At 67.9% G+C, this 13,415-nt stretch carries 14 protein-coding genes and 1 pseudogene; 6 read left to right on the top strand and 9 right to left on the bottom strand.

Features of this window, described 5'->3' with window-relative positions:
* Positions 1-24: 24 nt before the first annotated feature.
* Positions 25-1,062, top strand: a complete 1,038-nt coding sequence (locus NS2_RS13555) for an HAD family hydrolase (protein ID WP_033087830.1) — start codon at positions 25-27, stop codon at positions 1,060-1,062.
* A 62-nt stretch (positions 1,063-1,124) separates the two neighbouring features.
* Here the strand turns inward: NS2_RS13555 and NS2_RS13550 are convergent, their stop codons facing one another.
* From NS2_RS13550 to NS2_RS13510, 9 genes and pseudogenes are all read right to left on the bottom strand, one after another.
* The gene (locus NS2_RS13550) at positions 1,125-2,147 is read right to left on the bottom strand and encodes a lysophospholipid acyltransferase family protein (protein WP_036545873.1); all 1,023 of its coding nucleotides are present in this window, start codon (positions 2,145-2,147) and stop codon (positions 1,125-1,127) included.
* Positions 2,144-3,175: an NAD-dependent epimerase/dehydratase family protein gene (locus tag NS2_RS13545; RefSeq protein ID WP_033087831.1), complete on the bottom strand. Its 1,032-nt coding sequence runs from the start codon at positions 3,173-3,175 to the stop codon at positions 2,144-2,146. The genes NS2_RS13550 and NS2_RS13545 overlap by 4 nt, the downstream gene beginning before the upstream one ends.
* A gap of 222 nt (positions 3,176-3,397) precedes the next feature.
* Complete coding sequence (locus tag NS2_RS13540; RefSeq protein WP_003402602.1) at positions 3,398-3,499, bottom strand: 30S ribosomal protein bS22; 102 nt, start codon at positions 3,497-3,499, stop codon at positions 3,398-3,400.
* 196 nt (positions 3,500-3,695) lie between these two features.
* On the bottom strand, positions 3,696-3,938 hold the full coding sequence (locus NS2_RS13535) for a helix-turn-helix domain-containing protein (protein WP_045437601.1): 243 nt from the start codon (positions 3,936-3,938) through the stop codon (positions 3,696-3,698).
* Between the two features lie 211 nt (positions 3,939-4,149).
* Positions 4,150-4,968, bottom strand: coding sequence for a pyrroline-5-carboxylate reductase (gene proC, locus NS2_RS13530; protein ID WP_033087809.1), 819 nt, complete (start codon positions 4,966-4,968; stop codon positions 4,150-4,152).
* A 166-nt stretch (positions 4,969-5,134) separates the two neighbouring features.
* A complete protein-coding gene (locus NS2_RS13525; RefSeq protein ID WP_081985900.1) occupies positions 5,135-6,052 on the bottom strand; it encodes a thioesterase family protein in 918 nt (305 codons plus the stop codon).
* A gap of 121 nt (positions 6,053-6,173) precedes the next feature.
* A pseudogene (locus tag NS2_RS13520) lies at positions 6,174-7,090 on the bottom strand (sugar phosphate isomerase/epimerase family protein).
* 25 nt (positions 7,091-7,115) lie between these two features.
* The gene (locus NS2_RS36000; RefSeq protein WP_052486664.1) at positions 7,116-8,609 is read right to left on the bottom strand and encodes an Rv0497 family membrane protein; all 1,494 of its coding nucleotides are present in this window, start codon (positions 8,607-8,609) and stop codon (positions 7,116-7,118) included.
* Between the two features lie 341 nt (positions 8,610-8,950).
* Positions 8,951-9,943: a Ppx/GppA family phosphatase gene (locus tag NS2_RS13510; RefSeq protein ID WP_033087810.1), complete on the bottom strand. Its 993-nt coding sequence runs from the start codon at positions 9,941-9,943 to the stop codon at positions 8,951-8,953.
* A gap of 65 nt (positions 9,944-10,008) precedes the next feature.
* On the opposite strand from NS2_RS13510, the gene NS2_RS13505 reads away from it, so the two are divergent.
* The 5 genes from NS2_RS13505 to NS2_RS13485 all read left to right on the top strand — a co-directional run bounded on the left by NS2_RS13505 (position 10,009) and on the right by NS2_RS13485 (position 13,304).
* Positions 10,009-10,995 (top strand): DUF3109 family protein, encoded by a 987-nt coding sequence (locus tag NS2_RS13505; protein ID WP_228102600.1) that lies wholly within the window; start codon positions 10,009-10,011, stop codon positions 10,993-10,995.
* Positions 10,996-11,102: 107 nt separating this feature from the next.
* Positions 11,103-11,648 (top strand): hypothetical protein, encoded by a 546-nt coding sequence (locus NS2_RS35995; RefSeq protein ID WP_033087811.1) that lies wholly within the window; start codon positions 11,103-11,105, stop codon positions 11,646-11,648.
* Positions 11,649-11,817: 169 nt separating this feature from the next.
* Complete coding sequence (locus NS2_RS13495) at positions 11,818-12,273, top strand: Ig-like domain-containing protein (protein WP_143161481.1); 456 nt, start codon at positions 11,818-11,820, stop codon at positions 12,271-12,273.
* Between the two features lie 25 nt (positions 12,274-12,298).
* On the top strand, positions 12,299-12,769 hold the full coding sequence (locus NS2_RS13490) for a hypothetical protein (protein WP_033087813.1): 471 nt from the start codon (positions 12,299-12,301) through the stop codon (positions 12,767-12,769).
* Between the two features lie 178 nt (positions 12,770-12,947).
* Positions 12,948-13,304 carry a hypothetical protein gene (locus tag NS2_RS13485; RefSeq protein ID WP_033087814.1) on the top strand — a complete coding sequence of 119 codons (357 nt, stop codon included), beginning with the start codon at positions 12,948-12,950 and terminating at the stop codon, positions 13,302-13,304.
* Positions 13,305-13,415 lie beyond the last annotated feature (111 nt).

Here is a 13,415-nt window from a genome sequence, read left to right as displayed (position 1 = left end):
ATAGCGGAGCAGGCGGAGGTACTGGTGCCGGAACGTTCGAAAGAGCAGGGGACGAGCTTCATCGCGGGCCACTTCGGTGAGTTCCCCGCGCGCTGGGGTCAGAGCCTGGCCGACCTGCAGGATCAGTTCACCCGCATCACCCGCAGCCCGTTCGGCCCCAGCGAGGAAGAGGTCCGCGCCAATCTGGCCGGTGAGGCCAGCGCCGATGCCGCTCTGGCCCTGCACGACGCCGAACTCGCCCTGCAGGCGCACGATGACGACACGCCGGCCCCCGCGGTCCCCCGCGACCTCACCGCCGCCGCCTTCTTCGATGTCGACAACACCATGGTGCAGGGCGCGTCCATCGTGCACTTCGCCCGCGGGCTGGCCGCGCGCAAGTACTTCAAGACCTCCGACCTGGTCGATATGGCCTGGAAACAGGTCAAATTCCGGGTGACCGGCAAGGAGAGCCACTCGGATATGGCCTCCGGCAAGGAGAAGGCGCTGTCCTTCATCGCCGGGCGTCCCACCGCCGAACTGGCCGCGCTCGGCGAGGAGATCTACGACGAGATCATCGCCGACAAGATCTGGCCGGGCACCCGGGCGCTGGCCCAGATGCACCTGGACGCGGGCCAGCAGGTCTGGCTGGTCACCGCGACGCCGGTGGAGCTGGCGCAGGTCATCGCCAAGCGCCTCGGCCTGACCGGCGCGCTGGGCACGGTCGCCGAGAGCGAGAACGGCGTGTTCACCGGCCGCCTGGTCGGCGACATCCTGCACGGGCTCGGCAAGGCGCACGCGGTGCGCACCCTGGCCATTCGCGAGGGCCTGAACCTCAAGCGCTGCACCGCCTATTCCGACAGCCACAATGACGTCCCCATGCTCTCGCTGGTGGGCACCGCGGTGGCCATCAACCCGGACGCGGACCTACGCGAGGTCGCCAAGAACCGGGGCTGGGAGATCCGCGACTTCCGCACCGGCCGCAAGGCCGCGAAAGTCGGTGTGCCGACGGCCATCGCGCTCGGCGCGGCCGGTGGCGCGGCGGCCGCTGTGCTTTCCCGCAAGCGGGAAGCCAGAGCCAGCTAGGCCGAAAAATGAACCGGCCCGGTCCAATCGGACCGGGCCGTTCGTATATCTGTGCGAATTCTCTAACCCGTGAACGGATTACGGCGCTTGATCAGATTCTTGTACAGCGTTCCCTGAATGGTTTCGCGCACCTGATCGGTCACTTCGAACATCGTCATCGGATCATCCGCGTCTGCGGGTTCGTATCCCGAGGTCGAAATCGGTTCGCCGAATTCGATGTACCACTTGGACGGGAACGGAATCGCGCCCAGCGGTCCCAGATGCGGGAACAGTGGCGTCACCGGGAAATACGGGATACCCAGCAGCCGGGCCAGCGGCTTGAGGTCGGCCAGCTTGGGGTAGATCTCCTCCGAGCCCACGATGGAGCACGGGATGATCGGCACCCCGGTGCGCACCGCCGCCGAGACGAAACCGCCACGGCCGAAACGCTGCAGCTTGTACCGGTCCGAGTACGGCTTGCCGATGCCCTTGTAGCCCTCCGGGAACACGCCCGCGACTTCGCCCGCGCGCAACAGCCTTTCGGCGTCCGAGGGGCAGGCCAGGGTGTGCCCGGCCTTGCGCGCCAGCCCGCCGATGAGCGGCGCCTCGAAGATGAGATCTGCGGCCAGGATGCGCAGCGCCCGCTGCTTGGGATGCCGGTCGTGCACGGCCAGCTGCAGCATCAGCCCGTCCAGCGGCACCGTGCCCGCGTGGTTGGCCACGACCAGCGCGCCGCCCACCTCCGGAATGTTCTCGATGCCCGACACCTCGACCCTGAACCACAGGTCCGACAGCGGCCGCAGCATCGGCAGGATGACCGATTCGAGAAGGTGCTCGTCCAAACCGAATTCGTCGACCTGGTAGTCGCCGGTGAGGCGACGGCGGGCGAAATCGGCGGTGTAGCGGACCCCGTCGGCTACGGTCCCCCGGATCAGCTCGCCCAGCGACTTGGGCTGGCGCGCTTCGGCTTCGGCGAGCCGATCGGTCAGCGAGGTCACCGGGGTGAGCGCGGCCGGTTCCCCCACCGGCCACACCCGAGACGGGCGATTGTGCCGCGCCTCGAAATCCACGTCGTGAAGACGAATCACCTTCGCTACATCACTCATTGGTGTGCTCCCGTCCCGGCCCCGAGCAGACCGAGAAGTTTTTTCTCTGCGGCATCGATCCACGCGGGATCGATTACGGGCCGCAACGCTGCGCCCCCTATGAAGTCGTCGAATGCCTGCACCGTGGTCCAGCGCGGTTGGAATCCGAGTTCGGTGCGCATCCGGGTGGTGTCCAGACCGCAGCCGAAGTGGAAATAGTCGATCTGCTCCGCGGTGAACTCCCGCATCACCGGGCCCATGACGGTGCGCCCGCCGGTGCGGAAAACCGCGTACGGGACCGGTAATTCGACCCGCCCGGCCCGGCGGATGGCCTGCGACAGCGCCATGGCGCCGTCCCCGGCCACGTTGAAGGTGCCACCCGGTGCCGTCATGGCGGAGTGCACGAGGGCGGCGATGCCGTCCTCCTCGTGCAGCAGCTGCATGCGCGGATCGCGGCCGAGGATGGTCGGCGTGATCGGCGAACGGAAATACTGCACACCGCGTTTGGCCAGCTGCGGACCCACGATCGGCGGAAACCGCAGAATGGCCGCCGAGATGTCGGGCCGCCGCCGCGCCAGACCGCGGACGAAACCCTCCACCTCGACCATGTCCCGCGCGAACCAGCCGCGCGGTGGGGTGCGCGCGCTCATCTCCTCGGTGAACTTCACCGGATCCTTGGCGCTGCACCCGTAGACGGCCGACGAGGAACGCACCACCACCCGCCGCACGCTGGATGCCTTGCGGCACACCGCGAACAGCTGCATGGCCCCCAGCACGTTCATGTCCTTCATGGCCGCGCGGCCGCCACCCGACGGCGGGCGCGACAGTGCCGCGGGATGCACCACCGTGTCCACCTGATTTCCGTCGATAACCTTGCGGATCAACGGATTCCGAATATCGGCGCGAACGAATTCGGCGCGCCCCATGCGGCGCAGCAACTCCCGGCTGGGCTGTTTGGCATCCACGGCGATGATCCGTTCGACGGCAGGATCGGCCGCCAGCCGGGCCACCACATTGCCGCCGAAGAACCGGCTCGCGCCGGTCACCATGACAACCTTGGGTGCCTGCCCGTCCCGGGTCCCTGCCGCACCGGATCCCACTCGAGCCCCCATCTTGAAATATCACTGCCTTATTCCCGCGCTCCCAGGGTAACCGGCGAGTAGGGGGCATCCGAAGGGTATTAACCAGGATCTAACGATGACTTCAATCACCCGTGAAAATAGCGAAAGCCCGTCACCGAGGTGACGGGCTTCCAGCTACGACGCAGCGACTTACTTGCCGAGTTTGCGACGCTGAACACGCGTGCGGCGAAGCAGCTTGCGGTGCTTCTTCTTCGACATGCGCTTGCGGCGCTTCTTGATCACAGAACCCATAGGGTTGTTCCTCGCGTTCTCTCGGGTCATCCCCGCGTCAACGGGGTGCACACTGTCTGACCCTGCACAGTCCCTACCCGATACGGGCCGAGATGGACCCGGCGGCACCACCGGCACGTACAGGATGCCGGTCCATGCTACCGGGCCACTCTCCGGCGAACGAAACCGGTGGGGCTGGATGACTAGCCGGGCGTTTCTACCCCGCGTCGAAGTAGGACGTCTCCAGATAGTCGTGCACCGCCTTGGCGTGCACCCGGAAGGAACGCCCCACCCGCACCGCGGGCAGCTCTCCCGAATGCACCAGCCGGTACACCGTCATTTTGGATACCCGCATCAGATTCGCGACCTCGGCGACGGTGAGGAACTGCGTACCTCCGCCGATAACGGATCCCGCGTTGATTGGGCTGTTTCCGGACCTCGCTTGGCTGTTTCCAGACATCATTGCGCCACTGACCTCCGGCACGTCCGCGCCGCCGGCTTCCCCACCGGCGGAACAGACACGCACGTGCTCCTTGAAGCTTAGCGGGACCAGTGGGATTGCTGCGACGGGTGTGAGAAATCAGCCTTTGCTGTGGCGAGTCGGCCTTCGGCAGCAAACTAGCAACCGAGCAGTTTTGAATGCGGCGAGCGCGACAACCGCATCAACAACGTTAGTCCGCGACGGCGCCGAGTTCCACGGAACGGCGTTTTGCGGCATGCAATGCGTCGTGGAAAGCCGAACGCACCGCGCCCCGCTCCAACTCCCGCAGACCCGCCGCCGTCGTGCCCGCGGGCGAGGTGACGGCCGCACGCAACTCCGGGGCAGACTGACCCGACTCCTCGAGCAGGGCCGCCGAGCCGAGCATGGTCTGGGTGACCAGCTGGGTGGCCACGTCCCGGTTCAGGCCCAGACCCACCGAGGCGTCGATCATGGCCTCGACGATCAGGAAGAAATACGCCGGACCCGAACCCGACACCGCGGTCACGGCATCCATCTGCGACTCGGAGACCGTCACCACCTTGCCCACCGCCTCGAGCATCTCGGTGACCAGGGTCAGCTGCTCCTTGCGAGCGTAGCGGCCCGGCGCGATGGCACTCATGCCCTGACCCACCAGCATCGGGGTGTTCGACATGACGCGCACGACCGGGAAGCCGGCCGGCAGCCGGGATTCCATGCGCGCGGTCGGCACGCCGGCCGCCAGCGACACCAGCACCTGATCGTGGTCGTCGCCGAGCTCGGCCTTGCCCAGCTCTCCGACCACACCGTCGACATCGTTGGGCTTCACCGCGATCACGATGAGGTCCGCGGACTCGGCGGCATCGGCGATGTCATCGGTAACGCGAATCCCGAAACGGTCCGCCAGCAACTCCGCCCGCGCCGCCACCGGCTCGACCACCACCAGATCCTTGCTCGCCCGCCCGGATTCGAGCAGCCCGGCGATCAACGCCTCCCCGATCCGGCCACCGCCGATTACCGCAATCCTCGTCATGGATAAAGGCTAGCTGTACCGTCGCGCCGCGATTTCAGCGCGCAGCGCCTCACCTTCGTATGCCGAGGCGACAACTGATTTCGCAACGGTCGGGGTAACTCACCGGGTACGCCCAAAGTGGTTTCGGCTCCCAACCGGCGGCCCGCATCGCCAACGCCGACGGCTCTCAGCCGCGCGCTGAAGGCTCGGAGAGACGGGTCGGTATCAGGGCCAGTTGGCGGCTCTGGGCGACGATGGCGCCGGTGGAGTCGATGACCAGTTGGTCCTCGTCGAACATGCGGTGGCCGACCTCGCGGGCGCGGGCGATGACGCGGAGCCAGCCTGAGGCCGGGCGGCGGCGGAGGTAGGTGGTCATCTGAACGGTTGGGGCCCAGCCGAAATGGCCCAGGTTCATGGGGACCGGGGGGCTCATGTCGGCCGACATCATGGCGAAGAAGGCGGAGACGTCGGGGTCGGCCTCGTCGCCTTCGAGGGGGCGGATCCACAGGCGCAGGCGGGGATCGGACTTCTCGCCGGACAGGAAGCGGGCCCACTTCGGGTCGATGGCGACCGAGGAGCCCCGGGCCACGTGGACGAGCTTGCCCATCGGGTTGCGCTCGTCGTAGGCGAGGGCGTCGGCGGGCGGCTCGGCGGGCATATCGCCCGCGTGGTCGTCGGCGTAGTGCGGATCCGAGTCGTCAAGGTGGCTGAACGTGAAGGCGGTGTGCACCAGGGTGCGGCCGTTCTGGATGAGGCTCGCGTCGACGAGTCCGATCTGGCGGCCCAGCTTGCGGGTGCGCACCTCGTAGGAGACCTCGCCCGGATCGGGAGCGCCGAGGAAGTCGGTGCTGGCCGAGATCGGGAACATGGCGGCGTGGTCGGGTGCGGTGCGGCGCAGCCATTCGGTGGCGGCGGCCGCACTGCTCGCGACCATGGTGCCGCCGTGCACCTTCGGGCCGATGGTCCAGATGGGGTCGATCGAACCCGCGAAGCGACCGACCTCGGGGGTCGTCGAATCGAGTTCGGTCATCGCGCACACACGACCGAACGGCGCGTTCGCCAATCCGCTCGCCGATTCCAGATCGACGGTCGACTCCGTTGTCATCCGCTGCCCTTCCGCCATGGTTTGTACAGCGTAAACGGACGCCTCGAACATTCCGGTCGGGCGGTGGGATGAATCACTTCCAGCGAACCGGACCAATTCCAGCGAACCGGATCGACGCGGCTCAGCCGCGGTGAGCGGCCGTGGGCTCCGGGGCCGGGGCGGGGGTGAAGTCGTTGAGATGGGTGCGGGCGAAAGTCAGCGCGCGATTGAGCATGGCGGCGCGGTCCATGGTGGTACGCGCCATCTGGGTGTTCACCTCGATGACAGCCTGGCCGTCGAAACCGTTGTGCACCAACATCTCACAGAGCTCGGCTACCGGCTGGGTGCCGTCGCCGGGAATCAGGTGCTCGTCGGTGGCGGCACCGCGGCCGTCGGCCAGGTGCAGGTGGGTGAGGCCGGAACCCATGCGGCCCGCCAGCACCAGCGGATCCATGCCCGCGGTCGCGGTGTGCGAGGTGTCCAGGGTGTAGTGGCGGAAACCGACGTCGGTGGGTTCGTAGGAGGGACCGAAGGTGGTGATGGACGGGCCGGGGCCGCCGCGGCGTTCCAGGCGCTGAATCGAACTGCCGCGGAACAGCGTGTCGGCGCGCATCGGGAACATGTTCTCCACCGCCACCGCCACCGGGCTCGAACTTTCCAGTTCGGCAACCTGTTTGGCGAAGCCCTCGGCGTAGCGGCGCTGCCAGCGGAAGGGCGGGTGCACCACCACGGTCGCGGCGCCCAGCGCCTCGGCGGTGTGCACGCTGCGGGTGAGCTTCGCGATCGGGTCCGCCCCCAGACCCGTTGCGAGATCAGCAGACACGGCGCGTGCACGGCCAGCACCGGCACGTCGTACTTGTGCGCGAAATGCTGCACGGTGGAAATCGACTGGCTGGCCGGTTCGGCCCACACCATGAGTTCCACCCCGTCATAACCGAGTTCGGCCGCGTACCGGAAAGCGGCCTCGGTGTTCTCCGGATACACCGACGCGGTCGAGAGACCGACCCGGACTTCCTTGCGCCCCGCCCGGCCTTCGGTGTTCGCCCCCTGCGCCTGCACGATATTCCCCACTGCTGCTCCCTGCTCAGTTCGTACTGAGTAGAAAGGCTAGCGGTCCGAGCGTCACGAAGACGCCTACGACGACGGCAATCACAGTGGAGAAAATGTCATCGGTGCGCCGTAGTACCCGCACCAAGGCGACCAGACCCAGAATCACGATCATCGCCAGGGTCAGGGCAACCCACGGGAGCATTTCCCACATGCGCTCGAAACCCTTGAACAGCAACATTCCCGCGACCGCCGCGCCCACGCTCTGGCCCGCGATCATCAGCCACTGCCGGCGGTGCTCGTCCTCGTCGGAGCGGCCCTTGGCGCGCGAACGGGCGGCGGCGGACTCGGCGCCGGCGGTGCGCTTGGCCCGGGAACCGCCCGCGGCCTTGCGACCGAGCGCGCCGGCCTTCTGCGTGAACGCGGAAAGCCGTCCGGCCATGGAGGTTTCGGGCTCGTCGTCGTAATCGTCGTAGTCGTCGTCGAGCGGTTCGTAGAAGTCGGTGAGGTGATCGGCGGGATCGGGTTCGGGTGCGACCGCGGTACGCCCGCGGAAACCGCCGCCGCGCCGATTGCCGTTGTTCCGCGAATTCCGGTCCGCGCGTTCCACATCGCGATCGTGGGCGTCGCGAAGCAGATCCCCGGCAACCGATTGCCCGGAGAGCAGCTGCTGATCGTCGTCGGCCAGCGAGGACGACCACGCGGCGGTCGGCACCGCCGCCTGATCCACGCGCTCCGGTGCGCCCGGTCCGGCCACCGGTGCGCCCGGTCCGGCCACCGGTGCGCCCGGTGCGGGTTCGGGGCCCGGTCGTCTTCGCGCCGACCACGCCGGGAGTCCGTTGGCGGCACCGTGATCCACGCCGCCGCGGCGCTCGGCCGGCGGGGCGGACTGCCGCTGGGCCTCCGCGTGCCGGCGGGCCGACCGCGACATCGGCGGGGCGGCGGGGGCGGCCTGCGTGGGTTCGAAGCCGGAACGATTCCCGTCGAAGCCCGGGCGGTTGGCGTCGAATCCCGGAAGGTCAGCGTCGTAACCGGGACGATCCGGGCGCGGATTGCGCGGTAGCGGTTCGGGTCCCGGCGCGGGCGGCCACGCGGGAGCCGCCGGATCGAACCGCGTGCGGTCTTCGAAGGGCGCGCGGGCCGCGGGGTTGAACTGGGTGCGCGCGGGCTCCTCGAGCGGCGGCCGCGGGGCGGCCTCACCGCGGAACGGGCGCACCTCGTCGGTGTTCTCGTCGTCCGGGTCGTAGCGGCGGCGACGGCCGCCCTCGCGGGGCGGGGCGGGGGTTTCGGTGCCCTGCAGGCGATCCAGGGACACCTCGGAATCCAGCGGATCCGGCTTGCGGCGGCGACCTCCGCCGGTGGCGCGACCGTCCGGCTGTAGCGGGTTCTCGGTCGGGGGCCAATTCAGGCCGGCCGACCAGTCCTGACCGGACGGCTCGGGTAGGGACGGCGGCTGCAGGGCCGGCGCCAGCGGGTCATAGTACGAAATGGGCCCGGAGACCGGGGAATACGCGGGTTCCGAATCGGGCATCGAGTAGGACGGAGTTTCCGGCCGGCCCGATGACGCGGCGGCGTAGAGGTCCGCATATTCCGAAAAGTTCGAGTAATCAGAATTATTCGAGAAGTTCGAAAAGTTTGAATAGTCCGATTCAATCGGGGTGTGTTCGGGCGCGGGAGCGGCCGCCTCGTCGTCCGGTGCGGCATGTGACGACGATCCGGCCCGCGGCACCACCGGAATGTCACCGGTCAGCTCCGCGACGGAAATGCCACGGCCGCTTCGACGTCTACGCCCCCCACCGCTCGCGGGGGTCCCATTTTGCTGCCCGTTTCGTGCCAATAGTTCGGCGACGGACAGCTGGCTTGCATCCTCGGTCATCGAGACACCGTTTCGATCGGGCCCGACAGGCCGCCCTCGGGGCCGCCGGTTATCGGTTCGCTATCCAGGTCGGTATCCAGTTTGCGCAAGATCAATCCCTCTCGCAGTGCCCAGGGACAGATTTCGAGCGTGTCCAGGGACAGTGCCCGCATACTCGCCTCCGCGACCAGCGCGCCGGCCACGAGTTGCTGTGACCGATCAGAACTTACGCCTTCCAATTCTGCCCGGTCGGCGGCCGTAATTCTCGATATGAACGCAATCAGCTGCCGCAGGCCGGAACTCGTGAGGGTACGCCGAACCCGGGGTCCCGCAACAGAGGGGGCGGCACCGGTCAGCCGGGCCAGCGAGCGGAAGGTCTTGGAGGTGCCCACCGCAAGATCCGGGCGTCCCACCTCGAGCAGCTGCTTGCTCGGCAGCACCAGCTCGGCGTCGAGCCAGTCGCGCAGCACCGCGACCCGGCGCTTGCCCGGCGGATCGTGGCGCAGCCAGTCCCGGGTCAGCCGGCCCGCGCCCAGTTGCAGGGAGAGCGCCACATCCGGATCCTCGTCGGCGCCGTTGCTCATCTCGAGCGAGCCGCCGCCGATATCCAGATTCAGAATCCGCCCGGGGCTCCAGCCGTACCAGCGGCGCACCGCGAGGAAAGTGTGTCGAGCCTCGTCGACCCCGGAGAGCACCTCGAGCTGCACCCCCGTCTCGCGCCGCACCCGGGCCAGCACCTCTTCGGAGTTGGTGGCCTCGCGGACCGCGGAGGTAGCGAAGGCCATCAACTCCACACAACCGGAAGTCTTTGCGATGCTTGCGAATTCGGCTACGGTAGCGGTGAGTCGGGCGGCGCCGGTCGGGGTGATCCGACCCTGGTCGTCCATGCTCTCCGACAGCCGCAGCGCGGACTTCGTCGAGCTCATAGGCATCGGGTGTCCACCACGATGCGCGTCCACCACGAGCAGGTGGACGGTATTGCTTCCCACATCGAGTACACCGAGCCGCACAAGAACACGGTACTGGGTGCGTCACGACTTCAGGCCAGGCGACTGAGCTGTTAGCGTTCCGCGTTGTGACGGCAGGTGCATCGGCGAGCGGGCCGACCGGGCTTCGACCAGCGGCGAAGATCGATCCGGCGCCCGAGGTGGAACTCGACTTCCCCCGGGAGTGGATCGAATTCGTCGATCCGGCAAATGACGAGCATTTGATCGCGGCCGATCTGACCTGGCTGCTTTCGCGCTGGACCTGTGTTTTCGGCACTCCAGCCTGTCAGGGCATCATCGACGGCCGCGAGAACGACGGCTGCTGTTCGCACGGCGCGTTCCTCTCCGACGCCGAGGACGGCAAGAAGCTGCACGAGGCTGTGAAAATGCTCACAGCCGACGACTGGCAGCTGATGGACCGGGCCGTCGACGACAAGGGCCGGGTCCGCAAGAAGCTGTATCTGGAAGAGGACGACCTCGACGACGAACCGGCGTTGCGCACGCGGCGTGTCGATGGCGCGTGCATCTTCCTGAACCGGCCCGGCTTCAGTGAGGGCATCGGCTGCGCACTGCACACCATGGCGCTGCGCAAGGGCCTGGAACCGCTCACCGTGAAGCCCGAGGTGTGCTGGCAGCTGCCCATCCGGCGGACCCAGGAATGGGTGGACCGGCCCGACGGGGTGGAGATCCTGCGCACCGCCATCACCGAATACGACCGGCGCGGCTGGGGTCCGGGCGGGCTCGATCTGAACTGGTACTGCACCGGATCCCCGGATGCACACGTCGGCACCCGGCCGGTGTGGGAGGCTTACGCGCCGGAATTGATCGAGCTGATCGGCAAGCCCGCCTACGACGAGCTGGCGCAGCACTGCAAGCGCCGGCAGGGCCTGGGCATCGTGGCCGCGCACCCGGCGACCGCCATCGCGGAGGAGAAGGCGGCCGAGTCGCGGCAAGCGGCGTCCGCTCCGGCCAAGACGGCGTCCGCTCCGGCCAAGACGGCGTCCGCTCCGGCCAAGGCGGGGACCGCTCCGGCCAAGGCGAAGGCCGTGAAGAAGGCGAAGCCCGCCAAGCAGTAGCGGAAAACTTGCCGGTAATTTTTTGAAATCGGCATATTTCACATAGCCGCTCACCTACTGTGCGAACGATCCCTACCCGCAGGGGTCGCAGCACAGGAGTACGCATAGTGAGCAAATTCCCCTTGGGCGGCCGCCATCTCGGCATCGGTCTCGCCGGGCTGGCCATCGCGACGGGCGCCGTCGCCGTGGTGACCACACACGAGGCTCCGGCCGCCCACGCCAGCGTCGACTCGGTCACCGTCTCCGGATCGAACTGGACCGTCGGCAACACCTACACCCTCCACGCCAGCCTCTCCGGCGCGTCGTTCGGCCTGCTCGTCTACTGGAGCGACAACGGCAACAGCCTCACCCCCGCAGGCAAGGTGCCGTGGCCGCCCTACAACGCCAGCCTCGACTGGAAGCCGACCACCGCGGGCCAGCACATCATCACAGCCTCGCAGGGCAGCAGCACCAACACCCTGATCGTGAATGTCGCCGACGGCACCACCACCCCGCCGACCACCACGACCACCACCCCGCCGACCACGACCACCTCGCCGACCACGACGCAGCCGAGCGGCGGCGGCAGTGGCAGCAGCGGCTCGGGCAGTGCCACCGGCAGCGCGGGCTCGCTGGTCGGCGGACTGCTGCGCGGACTGTTCGGCAGCAGCTAGACCCGGACGCGGGGCGTGACGGGTGCTGTTCCGGGATCCGTCACGCCCACCTGAAGCAAGCGGACGCTTGCTTCAGAATTTTTTCGAAACGCCTGCGCTTCAAATGCTTCTCCCCTTAAGGTGCGAAAGCCCGTACACCTCCCTCGCCCGCAGCACAGGAGAGCAACACATGCGCAACACATCATCCAGATTCGGCGCGCGCCGAATCGGCGTGGGACTCACCGGTTTCGCCGCCCTCGCCGCCACGGCCGTGATCGCCGCCCCCGACGCCCTGGCCGCGGTCGACACGGTCAGCATCGACCAGAAGAACGTCGTGGTCGACAAGGCGTACACCATCTCCGCCACGCTCAGCGGCGCCTCGATCGGCCTGCTCGTGTACTTCAGCGACAACGGCAACGAGATCGGCCCGCCGCGCATCCCGTCTCCCCCGGGCCACGCCTCCATCAGCTGGCGGCCCAGCACCACGGGACGGCACATCATCACCGCCTCGCAGGGACCCAACAGCCAGTCGATCGTGGTGGACGTCGCCGACGCGCCGTTCGGCTCCGGGTCCACCAGCTCCGGCAGCGGCTTCGGGTCCGCCGGGCCGCTCGGCAGCGGCAGCAGCGGGACCACCCCGAACTAGCAGGCGAGACAGGACTTTTTTTCCCATGAGCAGCATCTCCCGCCGGATCGGCGCCGGCGTCGCGGGGCTCGCGGCCACCGCCGCCGTGGCCGTGCTGGCCGCGCCGCAGGCCGCCGCCACCGTCGACTCGGTGTCCATTTCCGGCAGCGCCCCCTACACGATCAACACCGGATACACGCTGACCGCCAATCTCAGCGGCGCGGGCATCGGCCTGCTGGTCTACTGGTCGGACAACGGCAAGAGCCTCACCCCGGCCGGCAAGGTCCCGTGGCCGGTCGGCTACTCCAGCATCGACTGGACGCCCACCACCGCAGGCCAGCACCTACTCACCGCCTCGCAGGGCGGCAATACCAAGACCATCGCCGTAACCGTGAGCGACCCGTCCCAGCCGGGCGGCGGCACCGGCGCCGGGGGAACCGGCGGCGGCAATACCGGCAGCGCGGGTTCGGCGCTGGGCGGGCTGCTCGGCGGGCTCACCGGCAGCGCGGGCTCGTAATGGCGCGGGTGTCCGGCAGGTGAACAATCGGTGCCGGCACCGGGGTTCGAATCAACCTGCGTGGAAGTATGTTTCGAATTCCCGACGGTCCCGTGACCTCGGTCTGTGAATAGCCGGAAGTGCGCCCGACATCGACCGGCTATTGCCTATTCACCGAAACGTGTTAGAAATCCAGGCCATGATCAAGAAAACCCTCGCCGTCGCGGCCCTGGCCGCCGGTGCCGTCGTCTCCATCGCGCCGCAAGCCTTCGCCGATAACGCCGATCCCAACGCGTACTCCGACCACACCGCCGATTTCGTGGTGTACAACGACCCGGCCGTGCTGGGCGCCAAGGACGCGGGCAAGCAGATCATCGTCAGCCCGTACGGCACCAGCCACACCATCGCGTGCAAGGGCAACGGCGTGGACGTGCCGCTGTACGACTGCATGCAGCAGGACAACCCGGGTCTGGGCTGGATCATCCTGGACCGGCAGGAACTGCCCGGCCTCGGCCCCGCGTGGGTCGACACCATGAAGAACGACCCCAACGCGTAGGTCGCCGATAACGGCCGGGGGGCTGCACGGATCTTGGTCGGGAGAAAGCATGAAGTCCGCCCGCCTCGCGAATCGCGAGGCGGGCGGACTTCTTTCGTTGACGTATGAAAC

The sequence above is a fragment of the Nocardia seriolae NBRC 15557 genome, from assembly GCF_007990715.1.
Lineage (GTDB): Bacteria > Actinomycetota > Actinomycetes > Mycobacteriales > Mycobacteriaceae > Nocardia > Nocardia seriolae.
The sequence above is the reverse complement of the archived record's forward strand: the minus strand, read 5'-3'. Positions and strand labels throughout refer to the sequence as shown.